The sequence below is a fragment of the Dolichospermum heterosporum TAC447 genome, from assembly GCF_024584745.1.
Lineage (GTDB): Bacteria > Cyanobacteriota > Cyanobacteriia > Cyanobacteriales > Nostocaceae > Dolichospermum > Dolichospermum heterosporum.
Window position 1 is genome coordinate 3,543,358 of the sequence record NZ_CP099464.1, and the last position, 23,859, is coordinate 3,567,216.

Genomic DNA, 23,859 nt, shown 5'->3' on the forward strand with positions numbered 1-23,859 from the left:
CTGCGTTTATCTGCGGTTAATAATTGTTCTATAAGTTTATGTGAACCTTAATTCCACCAGCCAAGACTCTAAAAACCGTAAAATCAGTTAAACTAATTTTTTCATCTATTCATAAAAACCATAATTATCTCATGCAAGTGCAACTCAGTGGATCTAAAAATCCCCTTGCGTATCTGCTATTAATTGCTCCTTTTTTCCTTTGGGGTACAGCAATGGTGGCAATGAAAGGCGTAATTCCTCACACCACGCCTCTATTTATGGCTGGAGTCAGATTAATACCTGCGGGGGTGTTAATTCTCATGGTGGCTGCATTTATGGGTAAACCCCAACCTAAAAGTTGGTTAGGATGGTTGTGGATTATTATATTTGCTTTGGTTGATGGTACATTATTTCAAGGCTTTTTAGCCGAAGGTTTAGTCAGAACCAATGCCGGCTTAGGTTCGGTGATGATAGATTCTCAACCTCTAGCGGTAGCTTTACTTTCACTCTGGCTATTTCAAGAACATATTGGATTATGGGGATGGTTGGGGTTAGGTTTGGGAATGACAGGAATTAGTCTGATTGGTTTACCTCAAGAGTGGATTTTCCATATTTTTGAGGCGGGGATCACTATTTCCATAGATAATTGGCAAGAGTTATTTAATAGTGGTGAGTTATTAATGTTACTCGCCGCTTTATCAATGGCTGTGGGAACAGTGATGATTCGGTTTGTGTGCCGCTATGCAGATCCGGTAACGGCTACAGGATGGCATATGATTATCGGTGGCTTGCCTTTGTGGGGAATTTCTTCAGTATTAGAATCTCAACAGTGGGAAAATCTTGTCCTATCGGACTGGATGGGATTAGGTTATGCTACTGTATTTGGCAGTGCGATCGCTTACGGATTATTTTTCTACTTTGCCTCTAGTGGTAATCTCACCAGTTTAAGTTCTCTGACTTTTCTCACACCCGTTTTTGCTTTAATATTTGGTTATATTTTTCTCAATGAAGTCCTGACTACTATTCAATGGTTTGGGGTTTTTCTTACCTTAATCAGTATTTATTTAATTAACCAACGGGAAAATATCGGCGGAAATCAGAAACCTACTATCACCGATACAACTACCACATCTACTCAGAATTTAACAACCGCCAGTAATTCTCTTGATGTCTAACATTCAAAATCTCAAATCTACCCTCCTACCCCCACCCCTCAAACCCGGTGATTTACTGCGCGTCATTGCCCCCAGTGGTGCATTGCGAGAAGTTGAAGCTTTTAATCAAGGTGTAGAAATTTGGCGATCGCACGGCTATCGGATTAAAATCAGCGATAACATAGATAACAGACATGGTTATCTAGCTGGTACAGATGCCCATCGTCGTCAACAATTAGCCACAGCATGGCAAGATCCAGAATGCAAGGGTATTCTCTGCGCGAGAGGTGGTTTTGGTAGCACCCGGATTTTAGAAGATTGGACTTGGCAAGAAAATATCATTACCCCTAAATGGTTAATCGGCTTTTCTGATATCACAGCCCTGCTTTGGAGTCTCTACAACGCCGGAATTGCCAGTGTACATGGTCCCGTCATGACTACCCTAGCCAATGAGCCAGAATGGTCAATCAAGCGGTTATTAGACATAGTAGAAGGTCGGGCGATCGCACCTTTAAAAGGTTGTGGTTGGGGTGGTGGAACAAGTACGGGAATCTTGCTTCCTGGTAATCTCACAGTCGCTACCCATCTTTTAGGAACACCGATTTTACCCAACCTTGATGGTGTGATCTTAGCCTGGGAAGATGTCACAGAAACACCTTATCGCATTGATAGGATGTTAACTCAGTGGCGTTTGAGCGGGGCCTTATCTAAAGTTCATGGTATTGCTTTGGGAGGGTTTACCAAGTGTGAAGCCCCACCTCACATACCTAGTTTTACTATAGAGGAAGTTTTGCGCGATGCCTTTGGCGGGCGAAGCCATCGCTTGGGTGATTTGGGTATTCCCATAGTTTCTAATCTCCCCTTTGGTCATGATAGACCCAATGCTGCTTTACCTGTGGGTATAAAAGTAACCCTAGATGGAGACAATGGGATATTGAGCTAGTAGTCTGTCAACCCGAAAATGACGGGTGAAGGCAAGTTGGGGAGGTTGGGGAGGTTGGGGAGGTTGGGGAGGTTGGGGCGGTTGGGGAGGTTGGGGAGGTTGGGGAGGTTGGGGAGGTTGGGGCGCAGGGACTGCGCCCTTTCTCACCGAGTCAGGAGGAAGAATTAGAGGGACGCAAGAATAATGTTAAATCTGGAAATTTTTAAGTTTTTCTAGGCTTTTATAAAGTAATTTATTCCCTCTACCAACATTGTTTCGATAATATCAGCCGCTTTTTTTAAACCGCCGCTTTTTTTTAAAGTATCTGATATCCGATTCGTGGCTTCTTGATAAGTAGAATCAGCAAGTAAACTATTAATTTTTCTCGTTACTTCATTACTATCAAATTTTTGTTTATTTAACTTTAAAGCAACTCCAATATCTACAAGACGAGCCGCATTATAATGTTGATCTCCAAAAAAAGGTAGAGCTAATATTGGTTTAGAAAAATACAAAGATTCGTTAATACTATTCATACCACAATGACTCACAAAAAGTACAACGTTGGCATGGGAAAGAACTGCTTGTTGAGGAACAAAATTTTCGATACGAAAAGAATCTGGCAAATCGGAAATATGATGATGTTGGTTTGCTGGTAAAGACCATAAAACTTTTAATTTAGTATTTTTTAACCCCGTTAATAAGGCTTTAAACTGCCATTTTTCAATATTTACAAGCGTACCAAAAGCAACATATATAATGCCATTTGTTCCTTGTTTATCGTCTAACCATTGACTTAAAGAAGAACTAAGAGATGGAGGTGTTTTCGGAAAAATTGGCCCTACCATTTGTACCCAAGAAGGTAATTCTCTAGAAATTTCAATGCCAAAAGATGTCCCGACTATGATTAAATTTTTATCGTAAAGATTATTTAACTTTTTATTATTAGTATAACTTTGGCGCACTTGATTCTGTTTATTAGTATTAATTATAACATCAGGTAGGGATAAAATTGGACTGAGAAAATTAAGACAGCGTTCCCATAAGTTCATGTTCATAGAATAAGATGTCCCGAACTGTGGATCTTTGCTACTTTTTTTGACAAAATTGCCTAAAAATCTAGTTTGAATAACATAAGGTATATTCATTTGTTGGGCTAAATCCATTGCTGGAATCACAGCACGATCAATAATTAATAGATCAGGATGATATTTTTCAAAAATAGGAATTAAACTTTTATACATGGGAGCATATAACTTGATAAAGTGTTGCCACATCATATTTTCACCACGTAAATTGTTTTTCTCTTGAGAAACATTTCCCCATAAATTTTCTGGTTGATTATCATTGTTATTTTCTGTTTCAGTTAGCCTAATTTCCCAAGGAATAAATTCAGCACCAGTTGTAGCTATCCAGTTCTTGGCAACTTCAGAAATAACAAATTTAACTGGATATCCTCGTTCAACTAGTTCTTGGGCGATCGCTATCATTTGATTGGTGTGTCCCCTTAATGGTAGGGAAACAAACATGATATTTTTTTTCATTGTTTTTAACTAAGTAGGTTGGCGTTGAAAATTGTCGTTATGGCAAGGGAACAGGGAACAGGGAACAGATAAGAACCTAAAGTTTCAGAATTTAAGGGACTTCCAATTAAAAAAATACCCAAAAATTTCTTGTGGTGCGGGACGAAAAGCCTGCTAATTATCAAGGACAGGCAGGATGCCCATCCCACAAAATTGGGTAATTTATTTTTTGGTGTTCCCTAAAGCTAAGTTAAAAAAGGATTTTTTTTAAAGATGCGTAGCACGAAGTATAAAGCGTCCTTGCTTACATCTTACTATGAGTAAGGGTGGGTTTCTCCTGACTCCTGCTGTAAATCTTAAAGGTTAAAAATAGGCGAACCAAGGGTTATAATATGCGAATTATACCTAATTTCAGGGAACTTTTGTTCAACTTCAAAAAATGCCTAGTATAAATTTTGACCCCAAACCTAAAATCTCGATTATTCTATCTACCTACAATCGAGCAGAATACTTAAATGATTGCATAAATAGTGTGCTTCAACAAACTTTTCAGGATTTTGAATTAATCGTAGTTGATGATGGTAGTCAAGATCATACTTTTGAAATTGTCAATGGTTACTTACAAAAATTTAACAATATTCGTTATCTTAAACATCAAAATCGGAAATTAGCTTATGCCAGAAATGCGGGTATTCAAGCATCTTTTGGCGACTATATCACATTTCTTGACAGTGACGATACCTATAAACCCAATCATCTAGAGTCACGGTGGGAATTTATGCAAGCTAATCCAGAGATTGATTTGATTGTAGGTGGATGTGAAATTGCAGAAGAATTTTTTGTTGCTGATTATTTCCAACCTGATCAAGTAATTAACATTAGAGAGTGTATTGCGGGGGCAACATTTTTCGGAGAAAGACGCATATTTTTTGAATTAAAGGGATTTAATAATATTGCTTACGGAGAGGATGTTGATTTATGGGAGCGGGCGGAAAAAATCTTCAAAACTCATAAAATCAAAGAACCAGAAACCTATGTCTATACTAGAGCAGAAGATAGTATCACCAAAGTTTTTCTAGATGAAATTTCCTCTGCTAATTAACATATCCACTATCTAACTTTTGGGGTGAAATTGATAAGAAGATGGCAGTATTTGCCAATGTTTGCAGTTAGAGTTTTAAGTTGATTTTTTAAGCTGCATCTATAAAATATTCTGGATATTTTTATTTAGGTAAGTTATTTTTAGATGCAATTAATTAATCGGATTTGTAAATTGTCGGCAATTATCTAGTCTATTTATGTAAGTTGGAGATTGACTATTTTGGAAGATTAGATAGTATTTGTGCGAATCAGGCGACAATATGTTAGAATTATAGCAAAATATGACAACTATTCAAAGTTAATTTGACATAATTTTGTCTTTTGTCAAGTTGAAAGCTAAAATCTACATTTTTTTGGAGTTTTCGAGTTTATGACAACCTCACAGGAGAGGATTATCCCGACGGATTTGCGAGGTGAAATGTCGCGGTCTTATCTAGAATACGCCATGAGCGTCATTGTAGGTCGGGCGCTGCCAGATGCTAGGGATGGACTCAAACCTGTGCATCGTCGCATCCTCTATGCCATGCACGAACTGGGTTTACTACATGATCGCCCCTTCAGGAAATGCGCCCGTGTGGTCGGGGAAGTGCTGGGTAAATATCACCCTCACGGTGACACGGCAGTGTATGATGCCCTGGTGCGGATGGCGCAGGATTTTTCCATGCGATCGCCTCTCATCAGTGGACATGGTAACTTTGGTTCAGTGGACAATGATCCGCCGGCGGCAATGCGGTACACAGAATGTCGTCTGCACGCCTTAACTAGTGTTGCCCTCCTCCAAGATATTGAAGCCGAAACCGTAGACTTTGCCGATAACTTCGATGGTTCTCAACAAGAACCCACAGTTTTACCCTCCCGCATTCCCCAACTGCTGTTAAATGGTTCTTCGGGAATTGCTGTGGGAATGGCGACAAATATTCCTCCGCATAACTTGGGAGAATTGATTGATGGATTAGTAGCCCTAATTCACAATCCCGAAATCACTGATATGCAGCTAATGCAGTATATTCACGGTCCCGACTTCCCGACTGGGGCGCAGATTTTGGGGGTGAGTGGCATTAAAGAAGCTTACACCACTGGACGCGGTTCAATTACCATGCGGGGTGTTGCCAATATTGAAACCCTTACCCAACGCAACCGTCCAGAACGGGAAGCAATCATCATTACCGAATTGCCTTACCAAACCAATAAAGCGGCATTAATTGAAAAAATTGCCGAATTGGTGAATGATAAACGCATTGATGGTATCTCCGATATCCGGGACGAGAGCGATCGCGACGGCATGAGAATCGTTATAGAATTAAAACGAGATGCCTATCCCCGCGTCGTTTTAAATAACCTTTATAAACAAACCCCCCTTCAAGCCAATTTTGGGGCAAATATGTTGGCACTAGTCAACAGTGAACCCCAAACCCTGAACCTCAAACGTTTCCTCAGCGTCTTCCTAGATTTCCGCATTCTCTCCATTGAACGCCGGACTCGCTATGAACTAAGGAAGGCACAGGAACGAGATCACCTATTGCAAGGTTTATTAATTGCCCTATCACGATTAGATGCAATTATTGTTTTAATTCGTCATGCACCGGACGCACCCACAGCCAAAGGGGAATTAATCACCACTTACGGACTGTCGGAAGTGCAAGCAGACGCAATTTTGCAAATGCAACTACGCCGATTAACAGCCCTAGAAGCTGATAAAATTCGCCTCGAACACGACGATTTACAACTTAAAATTAGCGATTTAGAGGATATTTTAGCCAGACGGGAACGGGTGCTAGAAATCATTCAAACGGAAATCAGTCAAATTAAAACCAGCTTTGCCACACCCCGGAGAACAGTAATTACTCATGGGGAAGGAGACATAGATGATATTGACTTAATTGCTAATGAAAAGGCAATTATTCTTGTCACCGAACAAGGTTACATCAAACGGATGCCGGTTAACACCTTTGAATCTCAAAGCCGCGCCACCAGAGGCAAAGCCGGGGCAAAAGTCAAAGATGATGATACCATCGAGCATTTCCTCACCTGCTGCGACCATGATAGTATTTTATTCTTTAGCGATCGCGGAGTCGTCTACTGCCTGAGAGCATATCAAATTCCCGTGAGTTCGCGCACCAGTCGCGGCACACCCATTGTGCAAATGTTGCCCATTCCCAAAGAAGAAAAAATTACCTCCATTGTCCCCGTAGACGAATTTAGCAGCGAAGAATATCTCGTCATGCTCACCAAAGGCGGTAACATCAAAAAAACTGTCCTAGAAGCATTTAGCCACATTCGCGCCAACGGATTAATTGCCATATCCTTAGAAGAAGGCGACCAACTGCGCTGGGTCAGAAGAGCCAGAGTTGAAGACAGCATAATTATCGGCTCACGTCAAGGTATGGCTATTCACTTCCGCTGCACCCATGATCAACTGCGTCCCCTGGGGAGAGCCACTCGTGGTGTAAAATCCATGAAACTCAAAAACAAAGACGAACTCATCGGTATGGATATCCTGCCAGCAGCTATTCTCGACACCTTGGACACAGGTACAGAAGCAGAAATCGAAGAAACTGTAGAAATCGAAAATAGCGAAGAAACCGCAGAAATTCTAGAAATTGTAGAAACCGCAGAAATTGCCGAGATCGAAAATAGTGAAGAAATCGTAGAAGTCACCAACACCAACAGTATTGGACCTTGGGTATTAGTCATTACCATGGGCGGTTATGGTAAGCGCGTTCCCGTTTCCCAATTCCGACTGCAAAACCGTGCTGGACAAGGTTTAATGGCTACCAAATTCAAAAACCGCAAAACCAAAGACAAACTCGCCACCTTAAGAATTGTTAACAGCGACGACGAAATCATGATGGCCACCAATCGTGGTATCATTATTCGTCAAGCCGTCAATGCCATTTCTATTCAATCAAGATCAGCTACTGGAGTTAAAGTGCAGCGTCTAGACGAAGATGATGCCATTACTGGAGTTGCAATTGTTCCCCCCGACACAGGAGATAATGGGGAGCTAGAAGAAGCAGAATAGACAATTAACAATTCACAAGATCCCCGACTTCTCTAAGAAGTCGGGGATCTGAATTCCTTTAGGTACTTTAGGACACTAGGAGATGATCAAACTCGGACAGCAAAAGATATCCAGACTCATTATATATTATACTTTATTTTTTCTCAGTGGCATACTCATGGGAGTAACCGTAGCCCCCATTGGTGCATGGTTTCTAGCCTGGATTGCCCTTGTTCCCTTGTGGCTATTAGTTATTAAATATACATCCAAAACAGATCCCCCTACCCCCTGCCCCCTGCCCCTTGCCCTGCTCTGGGGTATCGGTTATCACGGAGTTGCTCTGTCATGGATTACAGGGATTCATCCTATGGATTGGTTAGGTGTTCCTTGGTTGCCTAGTTTAACTATTACCCTCCTTTGTTGGGCATTTATTAGCCTGTGGGGGGGAATTTTAGTTACTGTTTGGGCGGCTTTAATGGTGCATCTAGATAGGGGAAATCCTTGGTTGCGTGTTCTATTTGGTACAGCCTTATGGTGTGGGTTAGAAAGTCTCTGGAGCGCTAGTCCTCTGTGGTGGAGTTCTTTGGCTTACACTCAATCACCGCAAAATCTGGTAATTCTCCATTTAGGACAGCTTTCTGGACCAAATACTATAACAGCGGTAATTGTGGCGTTTAATGGGTTAATTGCGGAATATCTCACGCAAAGGCGCAAAGGCGCAAAGGAAGAGGGGAGTTTAGGGAAAGGTTTTGTTAATGGTTATTTAATTTTGGCTGTTTCCTTATTAATTATTTCTCATTTTATCGGCTTTATTCTCTACACTGCACCCCTAAATCTAACCTCAAGTACGGCTTTAAAAATTGGTGTTATTCAAGGTAATATTCCTAATAAAATTAAGGTTCTTCCTCAAGGTTTACGTCGGGCGATTACTGGTTATACTGAAGGATATTTAAATTTAACTAATCAAGGTGTGCAAGCTGTTCTTACCCCGGAGGCTTCTATACCTATTTTTTCTCGTGATTTACTTCAAACTCCTTTGTTAGCTGCTATTCGAGAAAAGGGTGTAATAGCTTGGATAGGTTCATTTGGTGAAAGGGGAAATAGTTATACAAATAGTTTATTTACGGTTATTGGTAATGGGGAAGTTACCAGCCGTTATGATAAATCTAAACTTGTACCTTTAGGAGAATATATTCCTTTTGAAAATATTTTAGGTGGACTGATTCAACGGTTATCACCCCTAGAAGCACATCAAGTTGCGGGTAAAGCCCAGCAAATTTTTGATACTCCTTTTGGTAAGGTAATTATTGGTATTTGTTACGAATCTGCTTTTGCGGAAAATTTTCGTTATCAAGCTTCTATGGGTGGGAAATTTATCCTCAGTTCGTCGAATGATGCCCATTATACGGCAGCAATGGCAGATCAACATCATGCCCAGGATATCATGAGAGCAATTGAAACCGATAGATGGGCGGTGAGGGCAACAAATACAGGCTATTCGGCATTTATTAATCCGCATGGGCAAACTCTCTGGAAATCGGCTTATAATACCTATCAAATCCACGCAGAAACTATTTATCCCCGTCAAACTCGGACTTTATATGTGCGTTGGGGTGATTGGTTAACTCCTTTATTGTTGGTTCTGAGTGCTTTGAGTCGGATATTCCAAAGCCTTGCACTTTTTTGTGATAAAAATCCGCGAAACCTTTATTACAGCAAATTGTCATCAAACCCGGAACAAGAACCCCACCCCCAACCCCCTCATCGCTTGCGGGGAGGGGGCTAAGATGTACCTCATAAGATTGGAAATCGCTGTAATAAGGGACTTCCAAGAAATAAATTATCCTGATTAACGAACCACGGAGGCGCAGAGGACACAGAGGAATAAGGGTTTGAGGGATTTTTGCGTTAGGTGGTTTATCAGTTGTCAAGAGATTGCTTCCTTTCACTCGCAATGACAACTCATGCAGCACAGGTTTATTAGAGACTTCCAATCAAAAAAATATCCCAAAATTTCTTGTGGTGCGGGCATACTATGGCTAACGCCACGCTACGCTATCGACAAGCTCAGTACAAGTCTTGCCCGCTAATCATCAAGGACGGGCAAGGATGCCCATCCCACAAAATTGGATCATTTTTTTGTGGAGTTCTCTAAATGGTTTTAGCTTTACTCAGCCTGCCCTATTTATGAGAAAATCCTAGACAAAACAATCTGAGTTATGTCCGCAATTTCCCAGATTTACCACCTCTTCAAGCAACGGGAGACATTCACCTGTAGCAATCATCATCAATAAATCCCCTTTTTCTCAGACATAAATATAGAAATTATGTCCTAACTTTTAGATCAAACCACTTGATTTTCTTAAATGAATTCGTAAAAATACAAATAAGTCTAACATCTTGTAGGCTCTCTTGGTGACAACTTAACCTTATCCAATATCTAGAGTCCGCTTGCGCGGACTTTTTTATTTATCTGGATATTTTTTACATTTTTATCTCAGTTTTTAACTTTTCAATTTGTTGATTAAAGTATGATTCTTGATGTTTAAGTTGTTGTGCTATTACTAATCCCTTCTGAAATGCTGTTAATGCTTGGTTATATTCTCGCCGTTCTATATATAAGTTGCCAATTTGGTCATAGGCTGACATTAAGCCATAAAAATTGTTAGCTAATGTTTGTGTTTCCAAAAGAATTGCGCCAGTTTGCAAGGCTGCATCTACTTGTTTTTGTGAACGATAAAAAGCAACTAATTTCTCTAGTGCTTCTCCAGCCTTAGCGTATTGCTCTAATTGCCATGCTGTAGTATAAGCTGCTTGATAATTATCGAAAGCCTGTTGTTTTAATGTGGGATTTTTTTGGGCTAGATATTCATAATTTGCTGCTATGGCTAATTTTAAAGCGGGAATTTCACCGAGGTTTTGGTCACGAGTATAAAGAAGGACTAATTTATTTAATATGTCTATTGCTGCTTGGGGTTGTTTTCCTCGCCCATAGATATAAGCTAATTGTTGTAAATATCCCAATTCATTAGTTTTATCACCCTGATTAACTGCCAAATTTAATAGTTTTTGGTAAGTATTGGCAGCTTGGTTATAATCAAACCAACTTAAATATAATTCTCCAATATTCTTTAAAGTCTCTATTTCTCCAGATGAATCCTGTTGTTGTTTAACTAATGTTAAAACCTGTTCATAAGCCGATATTCCCAATTTAGGAAGACGGATTTTTTGATAAGCTTTACCCAGGAGTTGCCATAATTGTAAATCCGCGCTTTTTTGTTGTCCTATCTCCTTTTGAATTAATTGTAATCGCTGACTAATATATCGCACCTCGTCCCGTTCATTTTGATTCCAGGCGATTTCTCCCACCCGTGATAACGCTTCTATCTCAGCCAATGTACCTAAATAACGTCTTAATCGTAGTTCACGATTCCAAACCTCAAAGGCTTTCTTTCTGTCTCCTCCTTGTAGTGTCACCTGTGCCTCTTGATTTAACCCATCTAAATCTGTCCTTAATTTTTGCAATTCTGTTAATGTTAATTGGCGTTTATCTGGTAAATTTGGTAACAGTGGATCAGGTAAAATCATTTCTAGGGGATTGGGAGGAAACTTATCCATATTTTCAATTTTTTTTTCCTGGGCAAGGGTGCTAAAAATACACAAATGCCACACAATAATAGTGGTAATGATGAAAATAAAACGCTGTAGCATGGTGAGTTTACCTTTATTACACTAATTAAACGCAGCATTGCAGGTCATAAGATGACTTAATTTAGGTTATAAGCAAATATCAAGCTTTTCAAGCATTCTGATTTACTAACTTTTTATTTATTTCTTCTTCTTCTTCTTCTTCTTCTTCCTGTTATTCTGCCTTATTCCTCCTGACTAAGGAATGTGGATTTATTAACTTACAATTCTTGATAACGACCGTCTAACCTAATGTTAAATTACATCCATCAAGATTTGCACTTTATTTAATCCTCATTCCTAAGTAGGTGAACACAATAAAACCAAACTGTGTAAAGAAACGTAAAATCGCCCAAACCCTCTTCACTCTTGCCTTTTGCCTTGCTATAACGACAATTTTCAACGCCAACCTACTTACTGACTCCTTTCTTAATTAATATGAGTAAAATAATTCCGGCAATTAGTGTGAAAAACTTTAGTTTTTACTACAGCAAGCAAAAAATCCTGGAAAGTCTTTCAATGGATATTCCCCAAAATAAAATTATTGCTATTATGGGACCTAGTGGCTGTGGAAAATCTACTTTTTTAAAGTCTCTTAACCGCATGAGCGATTTGGAGGGAGAAGTCCACACAGAAGGGAAAGTAGAGTTTTTTGGGCAAAATATTTATGATAGACGGATTAATCTCAATCGTCTCCGTCGTCAAGTTAGTACAATTTATTCCAAACCTAATCTTTTTCCCATGAGTATCTATGATAACGTTGCTTACGGGATTAAATTAGTTGGTTGGCGACCAAAACCAGAATTAGATGAAGTTGTGGAGTTAGCTCTTAAATCTGCGGATATTTGGGAAGAGGTCAAAAACAAGCTCTATAAGCCGGCTTTAGAACTATCTTGTGGTCAACAACAACGACTGTGTATTGCCCGCGCTTTAGCTGTAAAACCCCAAGTTATTCTCATGGATGAGCTTTGCAGTGGACTTGATCCCATCACTACCACAAAAATTGAAGAACTCATTGAGTGTTTGCGTTCTGAATTGACAATTATCTTTATCTCTCAAAACATCCAACAAGTCTCTCGTCTGGCTGATTTCACGGCTTTATTTCAATACAATCAGAATCATGTGGGACGATTACGAGAGTTTGCATCAACAAAAAAAGTCTTAGCTCAAGCTATAGATTATCGTACCCGCGATTATGCAACCAGTTATTCCCGCTAGTTATAGCAGGAATCAAGAAGTCAGGAGTCAGGAGTCAGCCAATTATTTACCAATGACCAATGACCAATGACCAATGACCAATGACCAATGACCAATGACCTATTTTAAAAATGAACGCAGCAAGAAAAAACTAGCAATGGATTTAGCATCTACAGGTTCTCCTACCAAAATGGCTTTTTCCAATTCTTCAGGAGTTAGTAATACTGTCTCAATATCTTCGTCTTCGTCTTGTGCTGGTGGTGTTTCTAGCTTTTCTAAATCTCTGGCAATAAAAGCATAGATAATTTCATCAGAATAGCCAGGAGCAAGGAAAAATTCTCCTAATTTATCCCACTGACGAGCATGATAGCCAGTTTCTTCTGCAATTTCCCGTTTGACTGTTTCTAAAGGATCTTCATTGGGTTCTACAGTTCCCGCCGGAAATTCTAATAATCTTCCCTGCACTGCAAACCGATATTGACGCACAAGTACAAGTTTGCCGTCTGCGGTTATGGGTATAACCAGAGCGCCACCGGGATGACGAATACATTCCCATTCCCCTTCGGCTTTGTTGGGTAAACGCAAGCGGTTAACTTCAAAGTTAAACTTGCGTCCTTTATAAAACAAGCGTTGCTTGAGCAACTGTGGTAATTCTCTACCTAATGGCATAGTAAATTCTACCGTCTGTGAATACAGAGAACTTATACGGGGGTTTTCTGTTGTTATCAGTTCTTTTTGGGTTATAAAAATAGTAATTTTTTTACCCACTAGAATAAATGTACATCATTTGTGTTGATCTCTAGTAGTAAATCTTGAATTACTCGTTGAGATATGGGGTCTATCCAATCTGGAGCAATTTCTGCCAGTGGGACTAAAACAAAGGCTCGTTCAGCCATGCGAGGATGGGGAATTTGTAGATTTGGTTGCTGTAAAATTAAGTCATCGTATAATAATAAGTCTAAATCTAAGGTACGTGGACCCCAGTGTTCCTGACGCACACGCCCAAACTTTTGTTCAATGGTGAGTAATTGTGCTAATAAGGCTTGTGGTGAAATCTGTACTGATAATATCGCGCAACCATTTAAGTAGTCTGGTTGAGTTGGTCCTATGGCTTTGGTACGATACCAATGAGATTGGGCTTGTATGCTTATGCCTGATGTTTGGGCTAAGGTTTCTAAAGCTCCTGTGAAAATGGCTAGGGAGTTACCTATGTTGCTACCAAGGGCGATCGCCGTTCTAGCCGCAGTTTGTACCATTCTTTAAGACTCCTACACACCTGGGTTTTTTGAATGTGGGATGTGATGTCCACAATAAGTGCAGAAATCACACACCTACAGTTCAAATATCATCAGGATTGATACCTAATGATCTTAAGTAAGTTGCTAATTTCTCCTTTTGTTGTCGTTCTTGTTCAGCCATTTCCTCTGCTTGTTGTTGGGCTAAAGTTGCTTGTTGGGCAATTTCCTCTGCTTGTTGTTGGGCTAAAGTTGCTTGTTGTCTTGCGTCTTCTGCTTGTAAACGAGCTTGTCTTTCAACAATAGCCCTTTCATCACCAGTTAATAGCAAATTTCCCACATCATCCCACCAACGAACCCACGGTAAACCATCATTTTCTATTAAACCTAATTCCACACCCATAGGATAAATTGGAAAATGATTACGCTCGTTTGGTTACATCTTTTCATAACGCCCATCAACTAAGCGATAAACTTCCAGTAATGCTTTTCTCGCTTCAAAAACTGCATAAAAAGGAATATGAATTGCTTGTTCATAAACCCAGAATTTACCAGCTTTTTCTGTTTCACTCGGAGGAGTTGCGTCTCTTTCTTCTGAACCATTTCCCGAAACAAACTCAATGGCAATTAATGGTGCGACAAACTCTTTCCATAATACATAGGAACGACGATATTCTCCATTGAGAAATGGTGGTACATTAGGCACATAAAACCAATCAGGAGCTTCTGCACCTTTTTCAGGTGGTTCAGTTAAACGCCAATAAATACCGCTATCTTGACCAATACAGTAGTTTCCATCTGGATGTAGTTTCTGTAATACTGGCTCAATGGAACTGGTTAAGACTATACTTTGTGGATGCTCCTGGAAATTTTGACCTACGGTACGCTTCGCTAACACGAAAGTTCCGTCTGAATCTGGTAGTTGCGTATGATCTGGTAATGTGAATTTATTGGTGTGAATGTCTTGACTTGGGGGAGTAGTGGGATTAATCACTGCTTGAGTGGTTTCCATAGTAACTCCAGGATGTAAGTAGGTTGGCGTTAAAAATTGTCGTTATGGCAAGAGGCAAGAGTGAAGAAGTTTTGAGCGATTTTACCTTTCTTCACATACGCTTAATTTTTTCTGTTGACCTAATCATATTGGTTTAATTTTAACAGTAGACACTAAAAAGTTGAAGTGTTTGAATCAGATAATTAAATTTAGCTTGATCATTTCTAGACAATCATAAGCGATTCCTAGGTCGCGCTTCGCTATCGCATTTTTTGGGTCAAATTTGAGTGCTTGTTGCCAAGATGCGATCGCTTCTCTCCATTCTCCCTGCAATGCCGATAATTTCCCCGCTAAGGCATGAAAGTCTGCATGACTATAATACAAAGCTAAAGCTTGATTGTTGTGCGTTGCTGCTTCTGAATAACGCTCTTTTGACAACAAATCCAGGGCTTGTCTGTGATACCAAATAGCTTGATCATGCAAAGTGATCAAGTCGGATAAATCGGCTTTGCAGCGTCTACAAGTTGGAGAGTGGGGAGGCAATGGAGAAGTCTGGCTGTCAGTTTTTCCCCCTTGCGTCCCTACTGCCCTTGTCGGACGATAAATTGCTCCACAAACAGGACATTTCATAATTACTACTCTCTATTTCCTATTCATCATTCGTACTAGCGTAGTAAAGAAAATCTGAGAGTTCTTCTTGTAACTGGGATAATTCTGCACTCTTGTTAGCACTGGCATTTTCAATCTGGGCTAATAAGTCTTGTAATTCCTCTGCTTGTTCAGAATCTAGTGTGGGCAGTGTTTGTTGAGCGCGGTCTAAAAGTGCTGCTAATTCTGGAGCAATTTCTACTACTGAGATTGTCTCTTCTGTGGAGATTTCGATAGTTTCATCAACTTCAAACAAGGCATCTAAATCTGCCCTTGCTTGCTTCAATTCATGGCTAGAAAGCTTCTCAATCCCTGCATTATTGACTACTAGCGTTCCCTGTTGCCCTTTGCCTTTTTCAGTAGTAGTGACAGTGAGAATGCCATTCACGTCAAAGTCAAAGTGAACCTCAACTTGAATACCCCCTGCTGGTTTGGGTGGTAAGTTCTCGACTCTAAAATCACCTAAAGGCACATTTTCTTCAGCGATGGTATTTTCTCCCTGAAAAACTTCAATTTCTACGGCTTCTTGTTCATCAGACACGGTGTAATAAACCTGAGAGCGAGAAACGGGAACAACGCTGTTACGGGGAATAATCACACTGAAGAAACCGGGCATAATCCCCATTGGTGTAGACACCGCCGCAGCAATACCCAAGGAATGGGGAATTACATCTACAAGAATGGCATCTACAGATTCACCTACCAACACCCCAGCTTGTAAGGCTGCTCCCAAGGCCACACAAAGGTCGGGTTGAATACCATCACTGGGATTCTGTCCCAGATGTTCTGATATCATTTGTTGGGCTAGGGGAATGCGTGTTGAACCACCAACTAAGATAATTCGGTCAATATCACCGGGTAATAGGTCTGCATCGGTGAGAGCGCGGTCAATAGCCTCTAAGGTTTCTGTTAATAGGGGGCGAATCAACTTTTCCAAATCTGCTCGCGCTACTTCTGTTTCTAGATGGAGTGCAGTCTTGCCCTTACTACCTAAAAAGGCTTCTCGAACTGTGGCGAAAGCATGGGAACTCAAATCAATTTTTAACTGCTCGGCTGCTCGTAAGAGACGCGCTTGGGTGACAGCATCATCTGGAACATCCACACCATGCTGTTTACGAAATAGATCCACTAGATAAAGTTGCAACAGCCTGTCAAAATCGTCTCCACCCAAGCGATTGTTACCATGAGTTGCTAATACTTCTGTGACTTCGCCTGTAATTTCCACTACCGACACATCAAAAGTACCACCTCCCAAATCATAAACCAAAACCCGTTCTGTCTCTTCGGAACGCAAATCATAAGCTAAAGCGGCTGCTGTTGGTTCGTTGATAATTTGCAGTACCTCGAAACCAGCAATCTCTCCAGCAGTTTTGGTTGCTTGTCGTTGAGCATCCGTAAAGTAAGCGGGAACTGTAATTACTGCTTGGGTAATTGTTTCTCCTAAAGCATTTTCAGCCCGTTGTTTGAGGGCGCGGAGAATAATAGCGGAAACTTCATGAGGTAAGTATTCTTTATCCCCTAAAGTGGTTTTGTGGTCTGTTCCCATCCAGCGCTTAATTGATTTCACGGTGCGTTCGGGAGCCGCAGCATATTGACGCAGTGCTTCTCGTCCCACTAGCACTTTACCCGTATCGCTAAATCCTACACAGGAAGGTAAAATCAGATCGCCATCTTCTCCTGGCAATACTCGCACCTGTCCGTTTTCGACAATTGCTACTTCGGAATTTGTTGTCCCTAAATCAATACCGACTGCTTTCATAGTTCTAAATTTAGAAGTTTTTGCCTCTGGTGCGATGCCTACGGCGAGCGAAGCTATTGCACAAGCTCACACCGTAGTAATTACAAAATATCGTATTTTGGCAGCATGACAGCTTCACCATTAGAGATAAGATTACAAGATATTGACCAAATAATTGATAATTCTTGTCTGTGAGGGCAGGAAACTCTTAACTCTTAACAGGGAACATTTTTAACTGTCTGGATATCCTGAATTTTCCAAATCCGACAAAGAAAAATGCACCTATTTTGAGACACCATTAGCCAAAACCTGGCACTTTTTTGGGGTAAAAATCCGCGAAAACCTTTGTTAATAAATGGTTTTAGGTTTATATGGCTAACGCCACGCTACGCTATCAGCAAGCCCTAATTATTAACTGACAATAACCCGGGGGGAGGAGTAATTTCAACTCGGCGGGTTGCTAAATCAACAATAGGGACAATTGCCATCACAAAAGGAATTAAAACTGTTTTTTCTGCTTGATCAGGTTTAAATTCTTCATGGTTAGTGACAAAATCAGGATCAAATTTAACTTCTAATAAATCATGACCTGAAGGTAATATATCCACCACCGTTCCTACAAATTCCCCAGAGGATTGCATAAAGACTTGCAACCCTAGCAAATCTAACACATGAAATTCACCTTCTGCCAATTCTGGGCGATCGCTCACAGGCACGAAAAACCGACAATCACGCATATTTTCAGCTTGATGGCGATCGCTGACTCCCTTCAATTTAATCACATAGAGATTCTTATTCTCAATATACCGCCCATGTAATAATTCCACAGATTCCAGTTCAGTTTCCCCAGGACGTAACAACCAGCGTTTTCCTGGTTCTTCAAAGCGTTCAGGAAAGTCCGTATGAGGATAAACCCGCAACTCCCCGGTTAAACCTTGTGCTGAAACAATTTTGCCAATTTCCAACCAATCATCAAGCTTGGGGACTGGGGACTGGGGACTGGGGACAGGTGATTTTTGACTTTTTCCCCCTGCACCCTGCGCCCTGCTCCCTTGCTTCTTCTTCGTGTTCTTTGCGTCTTCGTGGTTCATTTCTTTTACACACTCACAGCCGCAACTTGATAAACCCGTTCAGCAACTTTCGCTAAACGCTGCATACCGATAGTAATTTCCTCATCACTACCAGTTAGACTAATTCGCAGACATTGGTGTTTGTGTTCCCATTCCTCCTTTAAACCAGGGAAGAAACTACTACCAGGAACAACAATCACACCCACCTTCTTTAATTCCTGGTAAAATTCCCAATCAGTCATGGGTAAATCTTGCAACCACAACCAGCCAAAAATTGCCCCTTCACCGCGATGTAAGAGCCAAGGTATATTTTTCGGCATAGCTGCTTCTAATGTACTTTCCAATACATCAAACTTTTGTTGATAGAAAGGACGAATCACATTTTCCGCGATATGGGCTAATGTACCTGATTCTATCGCGCGGGCGGCGATCGCTTGACCATATCGAGAAGAATGAATCCCCACATTAGTTTGGAAACATTCCAAAACCTGAATCAGATTTTCATCTCCAATCGCTACCCCAATGCGTTCTCCAGGCAAACCCGCCTTTGATAAACTCATACAGTGGAGAATATTTTCCCCAAATACCGGAGTCATTTCCGTAAAATTCAAAGCCGGGAAAGGTGGTGCATAAGCCGAATCAATAAGCACAGGCACATCATAAGGTGCAGCTAAAGCGGTGATTTTATTCACCTCATCATTAGTTAAAACATTACCTGTTGGATTACAGGGACGGGAAAAGATCACACAACCAGTATTCTCTGTAATCGAGAGTTGGTTAAAATCAGGGCGATATTTAAATCTATGTGCATCTGCATCAATATCTAGAGTAGGCTTATAAGCAACCAAAGCCTCTGGAAATAAACAAACGCCACCATAACCAGTATAATCTGGACTTAAAGGCAGGACAATTTCCTTCAAACCGCCATTTTCAGTATAGCCACCAAAAGCGTTAGCGGCATAAAAATAGATAGTTTGACTACCCGCAGTGATTAAAATATTCCGCTCAGTTAAACTTAACCCATAACGCTGGTTAAAGTCCTTGACAATTGCCCCAATTAGTGGTGCATAACCTTGACTAGAACCATAACGACAAACAACTTCACCATATTCAGAACTAGCTAATAAATCTGCCGTACAATCCCGCCATAACCGTTCTACCTCTGGTAAAATCAACGGATTGCCAGCGCTTAAATTATATAATTCCTGTCCCTTACTAGCTCTGAGGGTTTCATTAATATCTTTCATAATCGCTCTTACGCCAGTTAAGTTGGACATTTGAGCGCCAATTTTAGTAAGGGCAGGTTTTATCATGTTTGTTACAGACTGAATTAATCGCCAAAGTGGATAGTTGATTGGGTCTTTGCAGCTAAGACAAAGTTCATTATGCCATATATATCTTAGCCGACACAGGGGCATTCTAACTTATTTTTAAACCTTTCTCCTTTGAGATGAGAGGTTTGAAGAGGGATCTAACAATATGTGTCGAACTCACGAATATAAGTAGGTTGGCGTTGAAAATTGTCGTCATAGGAAGGCAATCATGCAAGAGTAAAGAAGTTTTGGCGTTGCTGATTAAGGGTATGAATTTTAGCCTCACGCAAAGGCGCAAAGACGCACTGAGGTTTGAGTTTTAAAGATTAAATTTGGGAATTTCATACCTCAATTCAGCAACGCCGAAGTTTTCAGCAATTTTACGTTTCTTTACACAGTTTGGTTTTATTGTGTTCACATACTTAGATAATTATTTTGTATAGAAAATAATTGTTGATCATGCTACAGCGAGTAATTATTAAAGGCTTCAAGGAAACAGCCCCCAGCAAGGGTATTATTGCCCAACTTCCTGATTATGAAAAGTTCAAATTTTCTCCTTTCTAATTTCTTCAATATCTTGCCAAAATTCTGCTCTTGTTACATTTTTTAGAGCCTCTTGGCGTTCTTTTGTATAATCACCAGAACCCCAACCCATTTCTTGTAAAAAGCGTATTGTGTCAATTTGTCCTAACTCTTTAACTAAGGCTTGATAACCTTTTGTACGTAATTCAATCAGTGTCATTTTCATCATCTCCAGTTAATAGGAAACTATTCATTAACCAAGTTACAGGATTTTCTAATTGAACTTGTAATACATTACGATATTTAATTGCTTTTTTAAGTAATCTATTATCTGTTGTTAATAATACATCTATTTTAGCATATTCAGCACAAGCGACATGAAAAGAATCATAAAGACTAAATCCTAGTTTTTCTAATTCTTGGGAACGTTGATCTATTTCCTCATTTAAGATTATTTGATAATCAACTAGCTTTAATAGTTCTCTAATTTCTTTTAATTTATCAATATTAGTCATTTTTCTTAACTCTGCTTGGATAGCTTCGCTAGTGACTAATTTATATTTTCCTGATTTAACCAGCTTGAAAATTTTAATAAGTGCTTCACCTTCTAAACGATTTCTATCATAACTCCAATCATCAAAAGGGCGATTTAAACAACAAACATCAAGATAAATAAAATAAGATTTGCTCATTATATATCCCCTCCCTCCAATCGCAGAAAATGAACACGACCTGATGATTCTTCAGCAACAACAGTTAACCCATCTGGGTTAACTGCACAACAAAATATAGAACTTTCACCTGTAAAAGTAGAGAGTTCCTTTCCTGTGTGCAAATCCCACACCTTCAGGGTGTCGTCATCAGAAGCAGAAACGACAATTTTCAACGCCAATTTACTTAGCATATTTCTTAATTTTACCTACAATATACCAGAAATTTCCCCAAAACCTTCCCAAACTCATCTCCTCTTTGCGCCTGGAGCGCCTCTGCGTGAGATAAAATTACTTAAATTCCCAAAGGAGAACCAAATGGAAGTCAAAGCAGCAATAGCATACACCGCAGGAAAACCCCTGACAATCGAAACCGTACAACTACAAAGACCACAAGCAGGGGAAGTATTAATTGAGATTAAAGCCAGTGGGATTTGTCATACTGATGCTTTCACCCTTTCTGGTAATGATCCTGAAGGCTTATTTCCGGCAATTTTAGGACATGAAGGCGCTGGTATAGTTGTCGAAGTAGGGGTTGATGTCAAAAGTCTTAAACCAGGAGATCATGTAATTCCTTTATACACACCCGAATGTCGGCAATGTGATTATTGCCTCAGCTTCAAAACCAATCTCTGTCAAGCAATTCGCGGCACACAAGGACGGGGTTTAATGCCTGATGGTACTAGCCGTTTTAGTATTGGTGGCGACAGGATTCATCATTATATGGGTACATCCACTTTCGCTAATTATACGGTATTGCCAGAAATTGCCGTAGCCAAAATTCGGGAAGATGCACCTTTCGATAAAGTTTGTTATATCGGTTGTGGTATGACAACAGGAATTGGTGCGGTTATCTACACAGCTAAAGTAGAACCGGGCGCAAATGTAGTAGTTTTTGGTTTGGGTGGAATTGGTTTAAATGTGATTCAAGGGGCGCGAATGGTAGGCGCAAATAAAATTATTGGTGTAGATATTAATCCCAATAAACGCGAATTGGCGGAAAAATTTGGAATGACGCATTTTGTGAATCCCCAAGAAGTTGCAGGTGATTTAGTTCCTTATTTGGTAGATTTAACAAACGGTGGCGCTGACTATTCATTTGAATGTATTGGTAATGTCAATATCATGCGTCAAGCTTTGGAATGTTGTCATAAAGGTTGGGGTGTGAGTGTGATTATTGGTGTGGCTGGTGCGGGTAAAGAAATCAGCACTCGTCCCTTTCAATTAGTAACTGGAAGAGTTTGGAAAGGTTCGGCTTTTGGTGGTGCAAGAGGGCGGACAGATGTACCGAAAATAGTAGATTGGTATATGGATGGAAAGATTAATATTGATGATTTAATTACTCATGTGATGCCGATTGAAAGGATTAATGATGCTTTTGATTTGATGCACAGGGGGGAGTCTATTCGGAGTGTGGTGACTTTTTAGGTTTTATGGCTCACGCAAAGGCGCAAAGGCGCAAAGGAAGAAAGGAGTTATAATTAATCCAAGGTTACTAGGTTTTAATTATGCAGACACAAAAGGCGAAAGAATCCGCTGTAAACCTGAATGATCATCTTTATGAAACTGATTTTTACGCCTGGACTCAACAACAGGCTAATTTATTACTTTATCAGCAATGGCATCAAGTTGATTTAGATAATTTAATTGACGAAGTTGAATCTTTGGGGAGAAAGGAACGCCAAGAATTGAGAAATCGTCTGAGTGTTTTAATTGGACATTTACTCAAGTGGGAATATCAATCATTAAAACGGAGTCGAGCGTTGCTGAATAAAGTATGAAATTGGAAAATTTAACCTTTGCAACCTTAATTCTTTGCGCCTTTGCGCCTTTGCGTGAGACATATTCATTCTCCCAACTTTTCAAACAACTTCGCTAACATCACATTAGAAAATATAAAACCATCGGGATCGCTAAAACGCAACCTATCCCCAACAATCTTCACCCAACCCTGAGCAAAGTATGGTTGCAAACAGCTTTGAATTCTCTCAACTTGATGGTTGCCAAAGTTTGTTGCTAAGGAATTTAAACTGATTCCTTCGGCTAACCGTAACCCTAACATGAGAGTTTCTAACAAAACATCTGCCTTTGGTGTGACTTCACAATCAATCACAGCACCGGTTTTTAACCATTGGTAATATTCCTGGGTTTTGCGGGGACGGGTGAAGCGTTTACCATGAATATAGCTGGCTGCACCCATACCAAAGCCATAATAGGGGCGATTTTGCCAATAAACTCGATTATGCTGGCATTGATGTCCTGCTTGGGCATAATTGGAAATTTCGTAATGTTCGTAACCGGCATCAGTTAAGGTTTTTTGCCCCAATTGATACATTTTGACTGTGGTTTCATCTGTGGGTAAGGGATGATCTCCCGGTTTGTAATAACGATTGAAGGCTGTTCCCGGTTCAATGGTAAGGTCATAGATGGAAATGTGAGTTGGTGCGGCTGCTACTGCTTGGGTGAGGGAATCTTGCCATTGTGCTAAGGACTGATGCGGTAAGCCAGAAATCAAGTCTAAGCTAAATTCGGGAATCTCGACCTTGTGAATTAACTCTATAGCTGTAAATATATCTACAAGGGAATGCGATCGCCCAGCAGTTTTTAACAATTCTTCTTGGAAAGCTTGGACACCCAAACTCACACGATTTACTCCTAAACTGCGATAACCAGCGATATGTGCGAAATCGAACGTCCCTGGGTCAATTTCCATAGAGATCTCTACCTTAGAGGCAATGCTAAATCGCTGTTCTAAGGTTGTCAATATAGATTGCAACTGTGCTGTAGATAATAAAGAAGGAGTACCACCACCAAAAAAAATTGTTTCTAAAGGTTGACCATAAACTGGCGCAATTCTGATTTCTTGACATAAAACTTCAACATATTCGGCAATTGTCCCAGAATTTTCACCCCGTAAGCGATCGCCCACTACAAATACCGGAAAATCGCAATAAAAACATCGTCGCCGACAAAAGGGAATATGCACATAAGCAGAACTGGGAATCCCCAACCAACATCTTTTTGACTCATTCTGATCAATAGTGAAGTTAATTTGATTTGACTGTTAA

At 40.2% G+C, this 23,859-nt stretch carries 20 protein-coding genes and 2 pseudogenes; 9 read left to right on the forward strand and 13 right to left on the reverse strand.

Translation table 11 applies throughout. The annotated features are described in order from the left end of the window. Positions 1-131: 131 nt before the first annotated feature. The 3 genes from NG743_RS15860 to NG743_RS15870 are packed head-to-tail and all read left to right on the forward strand — an operon-like array spanning position 132 to position 2,260. Positions 132-1,154: a DMT family transporter gene (locus NG743_RS15860; protein ID WP_027403675.1), complete on the forward strand. Its 1,023-nt coding sequence runs from the start codon at positions 132-134 to the stop codon at positions 1,152-1,154. Continuing rightward, positions 1,147-2,076, forward strand: coding sequence for a S66 peptidase family protein (locus NG743_RS15865; RefSeq protein ID WP_035082639.1), 930 nt, complete (start codon positions 1,147-1,149; stop codon positions 2,074-2,076). The genes NG743_RS15860 and NG743_RS15865 overlap by 8 nt, the downstream gene beginning before the upstream one ends. A gap of 25 nt (positions 2,077-2,101) precedes the next feature. Then, the gene (locus tag NG743_RS15870; RefSeq protein ID WP_173401717.1) at positions 2,102-2,260 is read left to right on the forward strand and encodes a hypothetical protein; all 159 of its coding nucleotides are present in this window, start codon (positions 2,102-2,104) and stop codon (positions 2,258-2,260) included. A gap of 28 nt (positions 2,261-2,288) precedes the next feature. On the opposite strand, the gene NG743_RS15875 is transcribed toward NG743_RS15870, so the two are convergent. Then, positions 2,289-3,599 (reverse strand): glycosyltransferase, encoded by a 1,311-nt coding sequence (locus tag NG743_RS15875; protein ID WP_035082641.1) that lies wholly within the window; start codon positions 3,597-3,599, stop codon positions 2,289-2,291. Between the two features lie 418 nt (positions 3,600-4,017). On the opposite strand from NG743_RS15875, the gene NG743_RS15880 reads away from it, so the two are divergent. From NG743_RS15880 to lnt, 3 genes are all read left to right on the forward strand, one after another. Then, a complete protein-coding gene (locus NG743_RS15880; RefSeq protein WP_027403678.1) occupies positions 4,018-4,680 on the forward strand; it encodes a glycosyltransferase family 2 protein in 663 nt (220 codons plus the stop codon). Between the two features lie 369 nt (positions 4,681-5,049). Beyond that, on the forward strand, positions 5,050-7,701 hold the full coding sequence (gyrA, locus tag NG743_RS15885) for a DNA topoisomerase (ATP-hydrolyzing) subunit A (protein ID WP_027403679.1): 2,652 nt from the start codon (positions 5,050-5,052) through the stop codon (positions 7,699-7,701). A gap of 82 nt (positions 7,702-7,783) precedes the next feature. Further along, positions 7,784-9,466, forward strand: coding sequence for an apolipoprotein N-acyltransferase (gene lnt, locus NG743_RS15890; protein ID WP_257120418.1), 1,683 nt, complete (start codon positions 7,784-7,786; stop codon positions 9,464-9,466). A 698-nt stretch (positions 9,467-10,164) separates the two neighbouring features. On the opposite strand, the gene NG743_RS15895 is transcribed toward lnt, so the two are convergent. Then, positions 10,165-11,391, reverse strand: a complete 1,227-nt coding sequence (locus tag NG743_RS15895) for a tetratricopeptide repeat protein (RefSeq protein ID WP_257120419.1) — start codon at positions 11,389-11,391, stop codon at positions 10,165-10,167. A gap of 414 nt (positions 11,392-11,805) precedes the next feature. Here NG743_RS15895 and NG743_RS15900 point away from each other — a divergent pair, with 414 nt between their 5' ends. Beyond that, entirely contained in the window at positions 11,806-12,585 is a 780-nt protein-coding gene (locus tag NG743_RS15900; protein ID WP_027403681.1) for a phosphate ABC transporter ATP-binding protein, read from the forward strand. Positions 12,586-12,684: 99 nt separating this feature from the next. Here NG743_RS15900 and NG743_RS15905 read toward each other — a convergent pair whose 3' ends face one another. The 10 genes and pseudogenes from NG743_RS15905 to NG743_RS15950 all read right to left on the reverse strand — a co-directional run bounded on the left by NG743_RS15905 (position 12,685) and on the right by NG743_RS15950 (position 20,985). Then, positions 12,685-13,233: an NUDIX hydrolase gene (locus NG743_RS15905; RefSeq protein ID WP_027403682.1), complete on the reverse strand. Its 549-nt coding sequence runs from the start codon at positions 13,231-13,233 to the stop codon at positions 12,685-12,687. Positions 13,234-13,331: 98 nt separating this feature from the next. After that, on the reverse strand, positions 13,332-13,820 hold the full coding sequence (gene folK, locus NG743_RS15910; RefSeq protein WP_027403683.1) for a 2-amino-4-hydroxy-6-hydroxymethyldihydropteridine diphosphokinase: 489 nt from the start codon (positions 13,818-13,820) through the stop codon (positions 13,332-13,334). Positions 13,821-13,902: 82 nt separating this feature from the next. After that, positions 13,903-14,811: pseudogene (locus NG743_RS15915) on the reverse strand (Uma2 family endonuclease). Between the two features lie 174 nt (positions 14,812-14,985). After that, positions 14,986-15,420 carry a tetratricopeptide repeat protein gene (locus NG743_RS15920; RefSeq protein ID WP_193962833.1) on the reverse strand — a complete coding sequence of 145 codons (435 nt, stop codon included), beginning with the start codon at positions 15,418-15,420 and terminating at the stop codon, positions 14,986-14,988. A 19-nt stretch (positions 15,421-15,439) separates the two neighbouring features. Next, positions 15,440-17,197, reverse strand: coding sequence for an Hsp70 family protein (locus NG743_RS15925; RefSeq protein ID WP_027403686.1), 1,758 nt, complete (start codon positions 17,195-17,197; stop codon positions 15,440-15,442). Between the two features lie 383 nt (positions 17,198-17,580). Next, on the reverse strand, positions 17,581-18,267 hold the full coding sequence (rimM, locus tag NG743_RS15930) for a ribosome maturation factor RimM (protein ID WP_027403687.1): 687 nt from the start codon (positions 18,265-18,267) through the stop codon (positions 17,581-17,583). A 5-nt stretch (positions 18,268-18,272) separates the two neighbouring features. Continuing rightward, on the reverse strand, positions 18,273-19,556 hold the full coding sequence (locus NG743_RS15935) for a valine--pyruvate transaminase (protein ID WP_027403688.1): 1,284 nt from the start codon (positions 19,554-19,556) through the stop codon (positions 18,273-18,275). Positions 19,557-20,103: 547 nt separating this feature from the next. Further along, on the reverse strand, positions 20,104-20,301 hold the full coding sequence (locus NG743_RS15940) for a hypothetical protein (RefSeq protein WP_027403689.1): 198 nt from the start codon (positions 20,299-20,301) through the stop codon (positions 20,104-20,106). Continuing rightward, a complete protein-coding gene (locus tag NG743_RS15945; RefSeq protein ID WP_027403690.1) occupies positions 20,288-20,773 on the reverse strand; it encodes a type II toxin-antitoxin system VapC family toxin in 486 nt (161 codons plus the stop codon). Before NG743_RS15945 ends, NG743_RS15940 begins: the two co-directional genes overlap by 14 nt. Further along, entirely contained in the window at positions 20,773-20,985 is a 213-nt protein-coding gene (locus NG743_RS15950; RefSeq protein ID WP_027403691.1) for a WD40 repeat domain-containing protein, read from the reverse strand. The genes NG743_RS15945 and NG743_RS15950 overlap by 1 nt, the downstream gene beginning before the upstream one ends. A gap of 124 nt (positions 20,986-21,109) precedes the next feature. Here NG743_RS15950 and NG743_RS15955 point away from each other — a divergent pair, with 124 nt between their 5' ends. Both NG743_RS15955 and NG743_RS15960 read left to right on the forward strand, forming a co-directional pair. After that, a complete protein-coding gene (locus tag NG743_RS15955) occupies positions 21,110-22,219 on the forward strand; it encodes an S-(hydroxymethyl)glutathione dehydrogenase/class III alcohol dehydrogenase (protein WP_257120420.1) in 1,110 nt (369 codons plus the stop codon). A gap of 80 nt (positions 22,220-22,299) precedes the next feature. Beyond that, a pseudogene (locus NG743_RS15960) lies at positions 22,300-22,560 on the forward strand (DUF29 domain-containing protein); the annotation flags it as partial. A 77-nt stretch (positions 22,561-22,637) separates the two neighbouring features. On the opposite strand, the gene hemW reads toward NG743_RS15960, so the two are convergent. Continuing rightward, a complete protein-coding gene (gene hemW, locus NG743_RS15965; protein ID WP_257120421.1) occupies positions 22,638-23,801 on the reverse strand; it encodes a radical SAM family heme chaperone HemW in 1,164 nt (387 codons plus the stop codon). Positions 23,802-23,859: the final 58 nt, after the last annotated feature.

Coding starts and splice junctions, on each gene's coding strand:
- NG743_RS15880 (WP_027403678.1), top strand. CDS start 4,018: ATGCCTAGTATAAATTTTGACCCCAAACCTAAAATCTCGATTATTCTA.
- NG743_RS15865 (WP_035082639.1), top strand. CDS start 1,147: ATGTCTAACATTCAAAATCTCAAATCTACCCTCCTACCCCCACCCCTC.
- folK (WP_027403683.1), bottom strand. CDS start 13,820: ATGGTACAAACTGCGGCTAGAACGGCGATCGCCCTTGGTAGCAACATA.
- lnt (WP_257120418.1), top strand. CDS start 7,784: ATGATCAAACTCGGACAGCAAAAGATATCCAGACTCATTATATATTAT.
- NG743_RS15905 (WP_027403682.1), bottom strand. CDS start 13,233: ATGCCATTAGGTAGAGAATTACCACAGTTGCTCAAGCAACGCTTGTTT.
- NG743_RS15955 (WP_257120420.1), top strand. CDS start 21,110: ATGGAAGTCAAAGCAGCAATAGCATACACCGCAGGAAAACCCCTGACA.
- NG743_RS15895 (WP_257120419.1), bottom strand. CDS start 11,391: ATGCTACAGCGTTTTATTTTCATCATTACCACTATTATTGTGTGGCAT.
- NG743_RS15875 (WP_035082641.1), bottom strand. CDS start 3,599: ATGAAAAAAAATATCATGTTTGTTTCCCTACCATTAAGGGGACACACC.
- NG743_RS15920 (WP_193962833.1), bottom strand. CDS start 15,420: ATGAAATGTCCTGTTTGTGGAGCAATTTATCGTCCGACAAGGGCAGTA.
- rimM (WP_027403687.1), bottom strand. CDS start 18,267: ATGAACCACGAAGACGCAAAGAACACGAAGAAGAAGCAAGGGAGCAGG.
- NG743_RS15925 (WP_027403686.1), bottom strand. CDS start 17,197: ATGAAAGCAGTCGGTATTGATTTAGGGACAACAAATTCCGAAGTAGCA.
- NG743_RS15860 (WP_027403675.1), top strand. CDS start 132: ATGCAAGTGCAACTCAGTGGATCTAAAAATCCCCTTGCGTATCTGCTA.
- gyrA (WP_027403679.1), top strand. CDS start 5,050: ATGACAACCTCACAGGAGAGGATTATCCCGACGGATTTGCGAGGTGAA.
- NG743_RS15940 (WP_027403689.1), bottom strand. CDS start 20,301: ATGACACTGATTGAATTACGTACAAAAGGTTATCAAGCCTTAGTTAAA.
- NG743_RS15945 (WP_027403690.1), bottom strand. CDS start 20,773: ATGAGCAAATCTTATTTTATTTATCTTGATGTTTGTTGTTTAAATCGC.
- NG743_RS15900 (WP_027403681.1), top strand. CDS start 11,806: ATGAGTAAAATAATTCCGGCAATTAGTGTGAAAAACTTTAGTTTTTAC.
- NG743_RS15950 (WP_027403691.1), bottom strand. CDS start 20,985: ATGCTAAGTAAATTGGCGTTGAAAATTGTCGTTTCTGCTTCTGATGAC.